This window comes from Polaromonas sp. P3_B4, assembly GCF_056402835.1.
In genome coordinates this window covers 2,382,615-2,396,455 of record NZ_JBFUGQ010000001.1, presented here as the reverse complement: position 1 = coordinate 2,396,455, position 13,841 = coordinate 2,382,615, and the positions used below count along the sequence as shown (strand labels likewise).

Below are 13,841 nucleotides of genomic sequence, written 5' to 3'. Positions count from 1 at the left end.
TTCACCTGCTGCCCTCAGGCGCAACCCCGGCCGCGCTCCTGGCGCTTCAGTTGTCCTTGTCGGCCTTCAGTTCGCCTTTCACCGCGTCATACACAAACAGCTTTTTGGCCAGACCGGGCTGGTAATTGAGCATGTCAATCAGGAAGCTCAAGGCTCCGAGGTTATTGCCGAGGCGATCGACCGATCCCGCCATGTGGGCCTGCTGCTCATTGGCACCAGGTTTGAGCATCTGTTCCACGAGTTCGCGCATATGCATTACCGCCAGGGCTGCCTGGTCTACCCCCAGCATGGACAGCACGCCCTGCATCTGCGCGAGCTGCCCTGGTACCACGGCCAGGGGTTTTTTGTCCTCCGGCGTGCGGAAAAAGCTGTCGAGGGATTTTTCCAGCACACCCAGGGCCACGCGCAGTTCACCCACCACGCTTCCCATGGTCTGTTTGTCGTTGACGCGTTGGTACAGCTCCTCCATCCACGATTCCGGTGGTTGTGGCTGTCCGCCCGTCCTGGCGCTTTCAAGCCGCTCCGCAAGCCGGGCTGTCCGGGCCCACAGGCGCGGGTCGTTGGGGTCGAAATCGTCAAACACGGCTTCCAGGTACAGCACCGCGGTTGCCACCTCCAGCGCCAGTTCGGGGCTGGGGGCCTGACCCGAACTGACCGTCGAGGCGATCACGCGCGTCAGCGACCGCGCCATCGGCTCGCTCGGTGGATGCAGTTTGACCAGTGAATCCGTCACCAGGCTGAACTGGTCGTTCAAGGATTTGAACTTGCTCAGGTCTCCGGCGGTGGCTGCAGACCATGTTTCCTTTGCCGAGCTGATGCGCTTGCGGGCCTGCGCGATCAGGGCCGGGGCGAAGCGGCCGAACTGGACCGACTCATAGTCCACCGGCTTGAACCGTGTCAAGCCATAACTTGAACGAACCGCCGACAGCACCGGCGCGTCGCTGGAGCGTGGGACTTTCGCCTGGGAACACAGGAAAAGCAGATCTTCCGCAAGCCGGGCCGACGCCTCCGTACCCTTGGCCAGCCAGACATACTGCAGCAGGATGCGCAGGGTTGCACGCTTTACATAGAGATCGATCTTCAGCAGGCCTTTTGCCAGTGCTTCGAAATACGCCGCTGCAATTTTCCAGAAGGTCCTGGGCTCAATGCCGGTCTGGCCCTGGGCGAACCCCAGGCAGACATCGCTGAGGCTTTGCGCGGCTTCCGCGTCACCGGTCCGGATGAGGGTCAGCATCAACCGGTCCAGCAGCTGCCTGGATTCCCCGCCGTACGCCCTGGCATCGACAGTGATATTGAGGACCGGCTCTATCCAGCGCCACTGGAACACCCAGAGATCCGCCGGATGGACGCGGTCGGCGCCAACCAGGCCCTGGATGTCGCGGTACTGGGGGAAAAGTGACACCGCAGACACCGGTTTGCCGGCCAGCACGTCTTCGAGGTAATGCGTCAGGGAAAAACCGGCCAGTTCGATTTTGGTCGCAGCGTCCTGTGTGCATTGCCCCGGTGTCTGGATGAATTTTTGCACCGCCGTTTCCATGGCCCGCAGCACCAGCGCAGGCGCGCTCATGCCGACCATCTCCAGCGCGCCGACCGCCTGGTGCAACTGCTGGCGGGCAGTACGTAACTGACCGGCATCCAGTGCGGCGAGATCGGAGTTGCTGACGCCTTCAGCCTCCCGCAAAAAGCGTTTCAGGGCTTTGTTGGAACCTTCCAGCGACTTGCGGAGTTCTTCCAGCACCCACGCCAGGGGCCCGAGGTCCAGGAGCGTCATGTCGAGCTCGGCGGGCGATGAGTTCAGATCGTGTGGTTGCATAAGTGGCGTGCTGGTGAGTGAGTCAAGGGGCGGGGTCAAGGGGCAGTCGATGCGTCCTCCAGACACCCGCAGGCATTCTCAAGATACGGGGCGACTGGCCGGAGTCTATCCGTGTACTTGTTGTTACAAAAGGGGGTAAGTCGCCGTGGCGCGACACCTTGCCATCAATATTTCGTCGGGTTGGCAGGCCCCCTTGTTTGTCCTCGAGCCCAGTATGCAACCTAAACACTTATGCGCGCTAGCCGGTCGTCCGTCTGCTATTCTGGTCTCAATCGGCGCGCGGCTTTGATGGTGTCTTGTTTGTGTCCATTCGTGTCAGTGCTTGCCAGACTTTGTGCGGGTTCAAGACGCTACACCTTTTCATTACTCCCGCCAGCAATCATTTTTTTCGCGATGGACCGCCAGATCGATTCGCCCCTCATGCGCAGCGCCGGCCGTGACGTCCTGTCGCTGGCGCTGATGGATGCCCGCAATCACACCTTGCGGATTTTTGGCCAGTACCAGCAGGCGCTGGAATCCGTTGGTTTTGCCGTGCCGGCCTCCCCGCTGCTGAGCCCTCCGCTGTGGATGCTCGGCCACGTCGGCTGGTTCCAGGAATGGTGGATCGGCCGCAATGTGCAGCGTGCACAGGGAATACGCTGCGCACCGGGGCACACCCGCCTCGCTTCGATGGAACCCAATGCCGACCGCTGGTGGGACCCTGCGAGTGTTCCGCACAGCCAGCGCTGGTCGCTTGACCTGCCCGATGTGGAAGTTTGCCGTGCCTATCTGCTCGACACGCTGGAAAGCACGCTGGAATTACTGGGCAAAGCCGGGGAGGACGGCGACGCGCTCTACTTCTACCGCCTGTGCCTCTTTTATGAGGACATGCAGGCCGAAGCCTTGACCCACGCCGCGCAGATGCTGGGTGTGCCTATTGAGAAGGATTTGTTGCAAGCCTTCACACCCCCGCCCATGGCACTGCGGGGCGCGCTGTTGATCCCGGCTACCACCTGGAAAATGGGCTCTGCCGCACCATCGGGCACTGCAGGTTTTGTTTTTGACAACGAGCTGGCACAGCACGACATCAGCGTGCCCGAGTTCGAGATCGACGCGCAGCCGGTGAGCTGGGCGCAGTTCGTGGAGTTTGTCGATGACGGCGGCTATGACCGGCCCGAGTTCTGGCAGCCCGAGGGATGGGAGTGGTTGCAGGCCATCGTCAAAAGCGAAGGCAGGCGCGGTCCGCGTTACGTTGAACAGATTGGTGTGGCCAGCGGCGCCGTAATGCTGACCCGCTTTGGCAAGGCCATGCGCATGCTCGGCAACCAGCCGGCCATGCACATGAGCTGGTGGGAAGCTGACGCCTGGTGCCGCTGGGCCGGGCGCCGCCTGCCCGCAGAAGTGGAATGGGAAACCGCTGCGTGCACGGCCGCCCGCAGGGGCTTTCGCTGGGGCGACGTGTGGGAGTGGACGGGCACGACCTTTCGTGCTTACCCGGGTTTTGTGCCCGGTCCTTTCGCCGCCTATTCCGAACCCTGGTTCGGCAGCCACAAGGTGCTGCGCGGCGGTTCGTTCGCCACGCGTGCGCGCCTGAAGCATCCCCGCTACCGCAACTTCTGCCTGCCCGGGCGGGACGATATTTTCTGTGGATTCAGGTCCTGCGCGCTATAAAAAGAATAGCTGGTAGCGCTAGTCCTGAAAGGGTTTCAGGCACTTTTCGCCAATTTTTCCTTGCGGTATGTCCACCAGGGCAAGGTGGCGCGCAGGGACAGCACCTTGCCGCTCTGGGCCGTTTCGCCGCTGTAGCCGGGCAACTCTTCCAGCGTGGCCTGCCAGTCGCGGCTCTGGAGCTCCTTGAGCAGTGCCTGCACCTGCGGCGTGGGCAGTTCGGACTTCAGGCACACCAGGTGGTAGCACTCCTGCGCCAGCGGGATGAAGCCCAGGCCTTTCTCGCGCGCTGCCGTTTCAATGCCAAGGCCGGCATCGGCGACATTGCTGGCAATCGCCTGGGCCACGGCCGTATGGGATGGCTCCTGGCTCTGGTAGCCCTGGATATCTGAAGTCGCCACACCGGCTTTGCCCAGCAGTTCGTCCAGCAACACGCGTGTGCCGGTGCCTTCCGCCCGGTTCACGTAACGCACGCCCGGCCTTGCCAGGTCGGTGATGCCGGCAATCTGCAGCGGGTTGTTTTTGGCCACGATCAGGCCCTGCATGCGATGGGCGAAACCGATCAGCTTGTGCAGTCCGGGCTTGAGCAGGTTGCGGTAGGTCAGGGCCGTCACGGACTGACTGCCAGGCTGGTCCAGCGTGTGAAATCCGGCCATCATGCAGCGCCCCGCGTTCAGGGCGGCAATGGCGTCCACGCTGCCCATGAAGCGGATGTCCAGGTGCAGCCCGCGCGGGCTCGCCTGTTCGCGCAACGCAGAAAGCGCTGCGTCGTGGCTGGCATAGAGCGTGAGCACATGGGCGTTGTCGTCAAAGGCGGTGGAAAAAGCCCGTTCGATGTCGCCCCGCAATGCTTCGATCTGGGGCGCCAGCCGAGCCTGTGCCTGCCGCTCGGCCCAGAGCAGTTTCTCTCCGAATTCCGTGAGCCGTGCCCGCTGGCCCTTGTCCCAGACGATCAGTGTTCGTCCCAGGGTCTGCTCCCAGTCTTTGAGTGCACCCCACACGTGGCGGTACGACAGGTCGAGCGCCTTGGCGGCTTTGGAGATGGAGCCTTGTTCACGCACCGCATGGAGCATGTCCATCAGCGGATTGCGTATCAGGGCGTTTTTGCCCCGCTGTGGCGTGAGCAGGTAAGAGAGTTCGACTTTATGCATGGCGAGGCGGTAAGTGCACTGATTATGAGTGCACAGGTCAGCAGCGACGGGCGAAGGGCGGGCCGCGCTGCGAAGCGGGGATCAGCCTATGCAAATCAATTCATAGCGATGATTCCCGATATAAATCAAGGACTTGGGCGCTACGATTGGTACTGCGATCCGGAAGGATCGAAACATGAAAGCGCGTATTCGTAACCCATGGCAGCGTTGCAATCCTTGCGAAGGCGTATAGCCTTCGCTGCGGCTTGCGCCTCGCCCTGGGCACGAATCCATCACTTTCATTGTGTTTCGCTACTTCCGGATTGCAGTACCAGTGCCCCGCAGATCTCCCACATGAACACCTTCTCAGACAGCGCCGCCACGGCATTCACGCTCATCACCTCGCTCGATCCCATGCTGGCCAGCATCGTGGCCCGTTCATTGGCCGTGAGTGCCTGCGCCTGTCTCATTGCCTGCAGCGCTGGCCTGCTGCTCGGTGCGTGGCTGGGTGTGTCGCGTTTTCGCGGCCGCGGTGCGGTTCTGGCTGTGCTCAACACCGCGCTGGCCCTGCCCTCGGTGGTGGTCGGGCTGGTGGTGTACCTGTTGCTCTCCCGAACCGGCCCCCTCGGCTTCCTGGGCTGGCTGTTTTCCTTCAAGGCCATGGTGCTGGCGCAGGCTGTGCTGGTGCTGCCGGTCGTCACCGCGCTGGTTCGCCAGACGATTGAAGATGCCGACCGTTCTCATGGCGAGCAATTCCAGTCGCTGGGTGCGGGCCGCTTCGTGCGAGGCCTCATCCTTCTGTGGGACGAGCGTTATGCGTTGCTGACGGTGCTGATCGCCGCGTTCGGCCGGGCGATCTCGGAGGTCGGCGCGGTGATGGTGGTGGGCGGCAACATCGACGGCTTCACGCGCGTGATGACCACCTCGATCGCGCTGGAAACCAGCAAGGGCGATTTGCCGCTGGCGCTTGCGCTGGGCATCGTGCTGCTGGGTGTGGTGCTGCTGCTCAACATCCTGATAGCCTTGGTGCGGCGCTGGCGCGAGCAGTTCGACGACCGCCTGCCGGATGTGGCCCTGGCCACCGGGGGCGCACAGCCATGACGCAGGTTTTCAACCTGCACGCCATCGGTGTGCAGTTCGGCCAGGTCCATGCGCTCAGCGGCTGCAGCCTGCGTATCAAGGCCGGCGAAAGGCTGGCACTGGTGGGCGCCAACGGCAGCGGAAAGAGCACGCTGCTTCGGACCCTCAACGGCCTGGTACGGCCTTCTGCCGGCAGCTTTCAACACGACGTGCAATTGCGGCAGGCCATGCTGTTCCAGCGGCCTTACATGCTGCGCGCCAGCGTGCTGAACAACGTGGCACTCGGACTGTGGCTGGGTGGTGTGCGCTGGAAAGAGGCCAAAGTCCAGGCATTGGCTGCCCTGGAGCGCGTGGGGCTGGAAGACCTGGCTACACGCAATGCCAAGGCGCTGTCGGGCGGGCAGCAGCAGCGTGTGGCGCTGGCGCGTGCCTGGGCGCTCAAGCCGCAGGTCCTGTTGCTCGACGAGCCCACGGCCAGCCTGGACCCCACGGCCAAGCGCGAGGTCGAGCGCCTGATGGCGGAATTTGCCGATGCCGGCATGACACTCATTTTCAGCAGCCACAACCTGGGGCAGGTCAAGCGGCTGGCCAGCCGGGTGATTTACCTTGAGCACGGCCGGCTGGTAGCCGACTTGCCGACTGCGGCCTTTTTCACCGGTCCTGTCCCCGCAGCGGCAGAAGCATTTTTAAAAGGAGAACTTGCATGAACAGCTTGAGCATGGTGTCGGGAATTTTCGGGTCGATCAGGGCTTTGGCGCTTGTCCCGCTTGCGCTGGCAGCTACTGTTTCGATAGCACAAACCAGCACTATCGTGATGGCGTCAACCACCTCGACCGAGCAGTCAGGCCTGTTTCCCTACCTGCTGCCCGAGTTCAAAAAAGCCACGGGCATTGACGTGAAAGTAGTCGCTGTCGGCACCGGCCAGGCTATCGATATGGGCCGCCGGGGTGATGCTGACGTGCTCTTTGTGCACGACCAGGTGGCGGAAGAAAAAGTCGTGGCTGAGGGCTTTGCCATCAAGCGTTTTCCCGTGATGTACAACGACTTCGTGCTGATCGGCCCCGCAGCTGATCCAGCCAAAACCAGGGGCAGGGACATTGTCGAAGCGCTGAAAAAACTCAGCGCCGCCAATGCCGGTTTTATCTCTCGCGGTGACAAGAGCGGCACGCACGCCGCCGAACTTCGCTACTGGAAAGCCGCGGGCGTCGAGACGCCGGGCGACAAGCCTGCGTTTGCCAACTACAAGGCTTGCGGCTGCGGCATGGGCCCGGCGCTCAACATCGCGGCCAGCAGCGGCGGCTATGTGTTGGCCGACCGCGGCACCTGGCTGTCCTTCAAAAACCGCGGCGACCTGGTCGTGCTGGTCGAAGGCGATACCAAGCTGTTTAACCAGTACGGCGTGATGGTGGTGAACCCCGCCAAGCATCCGCAGACCAAAGTGGTGGAAGCGCAGAAGTTTGTGGACTGGGTGATTTCACCAGCTGGCCAGAACGTGATTGCCGGCTACAAGATCAATGGCGAGCAGCTGTTCTTTCCAAACGCAAAATGAGTTCCCCCCTGTCCAGGCTCACTGCGTGTAGCCTGTCCTCCCCTCCAGGGGGCGGCGCCTGCGGCCCGGCGAAGCCGGTTCCGCGGCGCCTGCTGGTATGGATTGCTGCTGCGGTTGTTTTTTCAGGAGGCTTGACTATGGCGCATGCCCAATCGCCCGCAGCATCTGCTGAAGGCGCCGCGCCGCTGCGCGTGTATGCGGCGGGCAGCCTGCGCGAAGCGCTCACTGAAGCCGCGCGCGCGTATGAAACCCGCACGGGCGTGAAAACCCAGCTGACCTTTGGCGCCTCTGGCCTGCTGCGCGAACGCATCGAGAAGGGTGAGCCGGCGCAGGTGTTTGCCTCGGCCGACACGCAGCATCCCCAGCGCCTGTATGCCGCAGCGGGAAGTTCATGGGCGCAACCCACGCTCTTCGTGCGCAACCAGCTGTGCGCGTTGGCCGTGCCGCAGCTCAATGCCGATTCGGGAAAGTTGCTCGACCTGATGCTGGATCCCGCCGTCAAGCTCGGCACCTCCACGCCCAGGGCGGACCCGTCGGGCGACTATGCATGGGAAGCGTTCCGCAAGGCGGAAGCACTCAAGCCCGGTGCTTACACGGCACTGGACGCCAAGGCACTCAAGCTCACCGGTTCGCCCGAAGCGCCCCAGCCTCCAGCAGGCCGGGGGGTTTATGAGTGGCTGGTTTCGGAAGGGCGTGCTGATCTGTTCCTGACTTATTGCACCAATGCTGTGGCGGTTCGCAAGGACCTGCCGCGGATGAATGTGGTGCAGATGCCGGCGGCTCTACAGGTGAGTGCGGCCTACGGTTTGACTGCGCGAAGCGGGGATGCTGCTGCTGGGCAGTTTGCTGCCTACTTGTTGACGCCGGAAGCGCAGGAGGTGTTTCGGCGGTTTGGTTTTGGGGCGCCCTAGCAAGACACCCACCCCCGTCCAGTCTCACTGCGTGTAGCCTGTTCCCTCCTCGAGGGGGCGGCGCCTGCGGTCTGGCAAAGCCAGTCCCGCGGCTGCCCGCTTGCACTCATTAATCCAGCATGAGCCGCGGAACCGGCTTTGCCGGGTCGCAGGGCGGGCGGCCCCCTCGGGGGGCAGCGACCCACACGAAGTGGGGGAGCGTGGGGGCTACATATAATCACCCCGTGCCCCACCACCCCGTATCCCGCTCGACCCTTCCCGTATGGGAACGCCTTGCCGCCTGGCTGGCTTTCCTGGCCGTGGCGGCGGCGTTGTGGGCACCGGTGTCCATGCTCGCCCAGGACGTGCGCAGCGGCAAGCTGAGCGGCATTTGCAGCGTCAACACCGCTTCGTCTGATGCCGGCATGGACTCCACCGATGGCAATGCAGCCTCCCCAGGCCAGCGCTGCGACCTGTGCGGCTCAGCAGGGCTGGTGCTGCCACCTCTACCGGTAGCAAGCGTTTCCTGTGTCACCGGTACCACGGTTGCGGTGGCGGATATTCCGGCAACCACCGGCACTGCCATCTCCGGGCTGCCTTTCAGCCGCGCACCTCCCGCACTTTGAACTGAACCGCCTCTCGCTGGAGGCCTCAGGCATCCCGCGCACGGGCCTTGCGGCCGGCGCCGTGCCATCGTTCATTTCAGCGTGCACTTTCACGAGCCATTTCTGCGCACCCGTGCGCTCCGTTCGGCATGGCGCTCGCTGCGCTGGCTGGCCCTAATTTCAGCCGCAAATCCTGCTGCCTTTAATTTTCAATCCTGTAAGAATCAATCATGAAATACCCAAATGCTATTAAAACCATAGCTGCTTGCGCTCGTCCCTATTGGGCTGGAGCTATCTTTATTGCTGTATCCCTGCCTGCCACCGCACACGTCACCCTGGAATACCAGGTCGCCAATGCAGGCAGCTACTACAAGGGCACATTCAAGGTCGGGCATGGCTGCGGGAATTCACCCGTCAAACAGATCGTGGTCACCATCCCCGCGGGTGTGCAGGGTGCCAAGCCCATGCCCAAAGCAGGCTGGACGCTGGAGGTTACACGCGAGAAGCTGGCGCAGCCGCTGCTGGACCACGGCAAAACCGTCACCGAAGACGTGTCGCGAATCAGCTGGACGGCTAAAACCCCCGCTGACTATCTGCAGAACGACTGGTACGACGAATTTGTGCTGCAGGCCAAACTGCCTGCACAAGCGGGCATGTTGTATTGGCCGGTAAGCCAGGTTTGCGAGACCGGCAAGGTTGACTGGGCCGAAGTGCCTCAACCGGGAAAAAAATTGTCCGATCTCAAAAACCCTGCTGCCGCGCTGGAGCTGATGTCGGCGGGTGGTGGTGAGCACAATCACTGAGCGAGCCCTGTAGTCTTGGTTTCAGATTCAATTCACTGCTTCAAGGAGCATTTACACATGACATCCGCAAAATTCTCAAAAGCCGTGTTGGCATTTTCGATGGCACTGGCCAGCATGCTCGCCCTGGCCCAGACGGCCGCAGTCAAGGTCGATGGGGCGTGGGCGCGCGCTACTGTGCAAGGGCAAAAAGGCACGGGGGCTTTTATGAGCCTCACCGCCAAAGATGGGGCCCAGCTGATCGGCGTGTCGTCGCCGGTGGCGGGCGTGGCTGAAGTGCATGAAATGAAAATGGACGGCGACGTCATGAAAATGCGGGCCGTGCCATCGCTTGATTTGCCTGCCGGCAAAAAGGTCGAGCTCAAGCCAGGGGGTTACCACGTCATGCTGATGGACCTCAAGGCACCGTTGGCCAAAGACAGCACAATCCCCGTGACCCTGCTGTTCAAGGACGCCAAAGGTGTGGAAAGCAAGCTCGAGCTGAAGCTGCCGGTTGCCACCGCCGCACCGGGAGCAGCCGGTGCCGCGGCTGAGCACAAGCACTGATTTGTGCGTGCCGGGTGCTAGCTGCGCTTGCCCGAGCCCAGGCGGCGGTAAACCGTGGCCCGGCTGACGCCGAGCGCTTTTGCGGCCTGCAGCACATTGCCGCGTGAATCGGTCACTGCCTTGCGGATCAAGGCGGTTTCGAGTTCCTTCAGCGTTCGCGACGCGGCGCCTGAAGGCGGCAGGCTGGTTGCAGGGGGCGGCGAGTCTCGGCCGGGCAACTGCGGCAGCGCATGCAGGCGCAGGCCCGTCCAGAGCGGCACCTCCAGGATGCCGCCATTCACTGGCGCCTGGCGCTGCGCCGCGTCAAACAGCATTTCGAAGGGCATGGCAAAGAGATCGTTGCAATGCGGCGCCATGCCTGCGGTGAAGCCCAGCTGCGAAATCATCTGCCGCGCCGCCTGGTTGGCGCCAGTGACGCAACCATCGGTATCCACGCACACCAGCCCATCGGTTTCATCTCCCAGCGTGCGGCCCGGCCAATTCAGCCGGATCAGCAATGCATGGGGCTTGCCCAAAGTGAGCGCGTTCTCTATGCTGCGCGCGGATTGTGCGACGAGGTGTTTGAGCTCGGGCCTCTCGACCACTTCGATGCCCGTCAGGTCCAGCATGCCGGCGCAGCGGCCGTCGGGGCCGAACAAGGGCGCGCCGGCACAGCTGTAGACCGAGGTGGCATCAAAAAAATGCTCACCCCGATGCAGCCACACCGGTTGCAGTTCGGTCAGCGCTGCGCCGATGGCGGTAGTGCCCACTTGTTGTTCCGAAAGGTCCGTGCCGATGCGTGTGATCATGTCGGCGCGGCGGTCGCGCCGGTCGATGGGGCCATTCACATTGATGACCACGCCGGCCTGGTTGGTCAGGATGGCGAAGTAGCGCGTGTCGGCAATGGCCTGGCCCAGCTTTTCCAGCACAGGCGCCGCAGCCTGCACCAGCCGGTGGTTGGCTTCCAGGGTGCGCCGCAGTGCGGTGGCAGAAACCATGTCGAAGGAGGGAGCCTGCTCCGGCCGATGGCCCTGGGCCAGGCAGCGCATCCAGGACCGTTCTATCCAGTTCTCAACCAGCGGCGCGGTGCCTGCTGGCAGTGGATCGCCGTGAAGAACTGCCTGGCGAGCGTGTCCGATGCGCGCCAGCCTGTCTTGCCCGCCCGTCGCCGGGGCGGAGTGAAAAGGGGTCATGGATGCCATGGTGCATTGTGGCCAATTCCTGCGGCACGTGCAGCGTGCGATGCGGATGGCCGTGCTCCTGCAATATAGGACAGGCAAACCGGAGTGATTACTTTTTTTCTGGGTGGAAAGTGGCCGGAATCGACTCTTAGCGTGCGCTAGTAGCTATAAAAAACATAGCGGTTTTGAGGCCGGCCACGGTCATCAGCAGGGATCCCAGCACGTGTACGGTGGCCGTAAGCGCGGCCAGCCCATAGCGCGCTTCCATCAGGAAGATCACCACTTCGGCCGAAAACGAGGAAAACGTGGTGAGGCCGCCCAGGAATCCGGTCACCAGCGCCAGCCGCCACACTGGGTCCAGCTGCGGCATGGACTGGAAACCGGCGATGCAGATACCAATCAGGTAGCCACCAATAAGATTGGCCGCAAGGGTGCCCCAGGGAATGAGGCCGCCCGGCGTCAGCCACAGGCCGAGGCCCCAGCGCGCCAGCGCACCGATTGAAGCTCCAATGGAAATCGCGATGACGTTCAGCATGACGGTAGTGGCGGCGGTGAGTTGGTTGTTTGGCGGGAGAATAGAGCCATGACTTTAACCTCAGCACCCGCTTTCAGCGAGCCTTCGGGCTTCCTGGGGGTGGTAATGCTCGACACGCGCTTTCCGCGGCTACCGGGTGACATCGGCCACCCCGACGCTTTTGGCGTGCCCGTTCGCCAGCGGGTGGTGCCGGGAGCCGGGCCCGGCAAGATTGTGCAGACCGCCGCCGGCCTGCGTGCTGCGGGTGTGCTGCCGGCTTTTGTGCAGGCGGTGCAGGCCCTGGCGAGCGAGGGTGCGCTGGCCATCACCACCAGCTGCGGTTTCCTCGTGCTGCTGCAGGACGAGCTGCAGGCGGCCGTGCCGGTTCCTGTTGTCACGTCCAGCCTGCTTCAATTGCCGACGCTGCTTGCACGCCACGCCAGGGTGGGCGTACTGACCATCAGTTCAGCGGCGTTGGGCGCAGAGCATTTGCGTGCAGCGGGTGTGACTCATGAACGCTTGGCGGATGTGGTGGTGCAGGGGGTCAATCCTGACGGTGAATTCGCCACCGCTATTTTGGGGAATCGCCAAATCATGGTCATGGAGAAGGCGTGCGGTGACGTGGTGGCAGCGGCAATCGCTCTCCGTCAGCGTGAGCCTACCCTCCAGGCGGTAGTGCTTGAATGCACCAACTTGCCGCCGTATCGCCAAGCGATTGAAGAGGCCACCGGCTTTAAGACCTGGGCGCTGACCGACGATGAACGGCTGCTGCGCCCGTGGAGATGAGCGCCGCTGGCCTCACATCTTGCCCGGCAGCCAGGTGGCGATCTGCGGGAAGAACCAGAGCAGCAATACCATGCCGCACATGAGGAAGAAAAACGGCAAGGTCACTCGCGCGATGTAGGTGATTTCCTTTTTGGTCATGCCCTGGAGCACAAACAGGTTGAATCCCACGGGCGGCGTGATCTGCGCCATCTCGACCACGATGACGATGAAGATACCGAACCAGATCAGATCCAGTCCGGCTGCCTGTACCGTGGGCAGGATGACGCCCATGGTCAGCACCACCATCGAAATGCCGTCCAGGAAGCAGCCCAGGACGACGTAGAAGATGCTCAGCACGATGATGAGCATGAAGGGGCTAAGACCGAGGCTGGAGACGAATTCGGCCAGGTGGCGCGGCAGCCCGATGTAACCCATGCTCAGCGTCAGGAACGCGGCGCCGGCCAGGATCAGCGCGATCATGCAGTACAACCGCGTCGCACCCAGCAAGGATTCCTTGAAGGTGTTCCAGCTCATGGATCTCTGCACGACGGCCAGCACGAGCGAGCCGACGACGCCGATGGCTGCGGCTTCGGTCGCGGTGGCCACACCGGTATAGATGGAACCCAACACGGCGCCGATCAGGAGTACGACCGGAATCAGGTGGCGTGACTCGTAGATTTTTTCGCCAAAACTCATCGCGGCATCGGGCGGCGGGATCTTGCCTTTGTTGAGCAAGGCCCAGACGACCAGGTAGCCTGAGAAAAGAGAAGCCAGCAACAGGCCGGGAAAAACACCCGCTATGAACAGGCGGGCAATCGACACGTCGGCGCTGACGCCATAGACGATCATGATGATGGATGGCGGGATCAGAAGGCCCAGCGTGCCGGCGCCCGCGAGGGAGCCTATCGTGATGTCTTCCGGGTAACCGCGTTTGGCCAGCTCCGGCAGAGTCATCTTGCCAATGGTGGCGCAGGTTGCCGCTGAGGAGCCAGAGACCGCGGCAAAAATGGTGCAGCCGATGACGTTGGTGTGCAGCAGTCCACCCGGTAGCCGGCTGACCCAGGGGGCGAGGCCCTTGAACATGCTTTCGCTGAGCTTGGTACGAAACAGGATTTCTCCCATCCATACAAAAAGGGGCAGGGCCGTCAGTGTCCAGCTTGAGGAAGACCCCCAGATGGTCACCGCCATGGCGTCGCCCGCGGCTCGCGAAGAGAAAAGCTGCATGCCTATCCAGGCCACACCCGACAGCGTGAGGCCTATCCAGACACCGGAGCCCAGAATCAGGAAAAGCGAAAGTATCAGCAGCGAGGTGATGGCGAGATCGGACATTGAAGCTCTTTTG

The 13,841-nt window shown here is 62.6% G+C and carries 14 protein-coding genes; 9 read left to right on the top strand and 5 right to left on the bottom strand.

Annotated features, from left to right (window positions below; translation table 11 throughout):
* Nucleotides 1-46: 46 nt before the first annotated feature.
* Entirely contained in the window at nucleotides 47-1,813 is a 1,767-nt protein-coding gene (locus tag AC1DVV_RS11385; protein WP_457280022.1) for a FimL-related protein, read from the bottom strand.
* Between the two features lie 393 nt (nucleotides 1,814-2,206).
* Between AC1DVV_RS11385 and senA the strand changes: the two genes are divergently transcribed.
* On the top strand, nucleotides 2,207-3,463 hold the full coding sequence (senA, locus tag AC1DVV_RS11380) for a selenoneine synthase SenA (RefSeq protein WP_457280023.1): 1,257 nt from the start codon (nucleotides 2,207-2,209) through the stop codon (nucleotides 3,461-3,463).
* 35 nt (nucleotides 3,464-3,498) lie between these two features.
* Here senA and AC1DVV_RS11375 read toward each other — a convergent pair whose 3' ends face one another.
* Nucleotides 3,499-4,611: a substrate-binding domain-containing protein gene (locus AC1DVV_RS11375; protein ID WP_477702423.1), complete on the bottom strand. Its 1,113-nt coding sequence runs from the start codon at nucleotides 4,609-4,611 to the stop codon at nucleotides 3,499-3,501.
* Between the two features lie 333 nt (nucleotides 4,612-4,944).
* Between AC1DVV_RS11375 and AC1DVV_RS11370 the strand changes: the two genes are divergently transcribed.
* The 7 genes from AC1DVV_RS11370 to AC1DVV_RS11340 all read left to right on the top strand — a co-directional run bounded on the left by AC1DVV_RS11370 (nucleotide 4,945) and on the right by AC1DVV_RS11340 (nucleotide 10,060).
* On the top strand, nucleotides 4,945-5,691 hold the full coding sequence (locus tag AC1DVV_RS11370) for an ABC transporter permease (protein WP_457280025.1): 747 nt from the start codon (nucleotides 4,945-4,947) through the stop codon (nucleotides 5,689-5,691).
* Nucleotides 5,688-6,377: an ABC transporter ATP-binding protein gene (locus tag AC1DVV_RS11365; RefSeq protein ID WP_457306875.1), complete on the top strand. Its 690-nt coding sequence runs from the start codon at nucleotides 5,688-5,690 to the stop codon at nucleotides 6,375-6,377. Before AC1DVV_RS11370 ends, AC1DVV_RS11365 begins: the two co-directional genes overlap by 4 nt.
* Nucleotides 6,374-7,219: an ABC transporter substrate-binding protein gene (locus AC1DVV_RS11360; RefSeq protein ID WP_457280027.1), complete on the top strand. Its 846-nt coding sequence runs from the start codon at nucleotides 6,374-6,376 to the stop codon at nucleotides 7,217-7,219. The genes AC1DVV_RS11365 and AC1DVV_RS11360 overlap by 4 nt, the downstream gene beginning before the upstream one ends.
* A 137-nt stretch (nucleotides 7,220-7,356) precedes the next feature.
* Nucleotides 7,357-8,130, top strand: coding sequence for a molybdate ABC transporter substrate-binding protein (locus AC1DVV_RS11355; protein WP_457280028.1), 774 nt, complete (start codon nucleotides 7,357-7,359; stop codon nucleotides 8,128-8,130).
* 224 nt (nucleotides 8,131-8,354) lie between these two features.
* The gene (locus AC1DVV_RS11350) at nucleotides 8,355-8,735 is read left to right on the top strand and encodes a DUF2946 family protein (RefSeq protein ID WP_457280029.1); all 381 of its coding nucleotides are present in this window, start codon (nucleotides 8,355-8,357) and stop codon (nucleotides 8,733-8,735) included.
* A 209-nt stretch (nucleotides 8,736-8,944) separates the two neighbouring features.
* A complete protein-coding gene (locus tag AC1DVV_RS11345) occupies nucleotides 8,945-9,517 on the top strand; it encodes a YcnI family copper-binding membrane protein (RefSeq protein ID WP_457280030.1) in 573 nt (190 codons plus the stop codon).
* 57 nt (nucleotides 9,518-9,574) lie between these two features.
* The gene (locus AC1DVV_RS11340; protein ID WP_477689254.1) at nucleotides 9,575-10,060 is read left to right on the top strand and encodes a copper chaperone PCu(A)C; all 486 of its coding nucleotides are present in this window, start codon (nucleotides 9,575-9,577) and stop codon (nucleotides 10,058-10,060) included.
* A 17-nt stretch (nucleotides 10,061-10,077) separates the two neighbouring features.
* On the opposite strand, the gene AC1DVV_RS11335 is transcribed toward AC1DVV_RS11340, so the two are convergent.
* Nucleotides 10,078-11,241 (bottom strand): helix-turn-helix domain-containing protein, encoded by a 1,164-nt coding sequence (locus tag AC1DVV_RS11335; RefSeq protein WP_477702422.1) that lies wholly within the window; start codon nucleotides 11,239-11,241, stop codon nucleotides 10,078-10,080.
* A gap of 127 nt (nucleotides 11,242-11,368) precedes the next feature.
* A complete protein-coding gene (gene crcB / locus AC1DVV_RS11330) occupies nucleotides 11,369-11,755 on the bottom strand; it encodes a fluoride efflux transporter CrcB (protein WP_477689256.1) in 387 nt (128 codons plus the stop codon).
* Between the two features lie 48 nt (nucleotides 11,756-11,803).
* Here crcB and AC1DVV_RS11325 point away from each other — a divergent pair, with 48 nt between their 5' ends.
* Entirely contained in the window at nucleotides 11,804-12,520 is a 717-nt protein-coding gene (locus tag AC1DVV_RS11325) for an aspartate/glutamate racemase family protein (RefSeq protein ID WP_457280034.1), read from the top strand.
* Nucleotides 12,521-12,532: 12 nt separating this feature from the next.
* Here AC1DVV_RS11325 and AC1DVV_RS11320 read toward each other — a convergent pair whose 3' ends face one another.
* On the bottom strand, nucleotides 12,533-13,828 hold the full coding sequence (locus AC1DVV_RS11320; protein WP_457280035.1) for a TRAP transporter large permease: 1,296 nt from the start codon (nucleotides 13,826-13,828) through the stop codon (nucleotides 12,533-12,535).
* Between the last annotated feature and the right edge of the window lie 13 nt (nucleotides 13,829-13,841).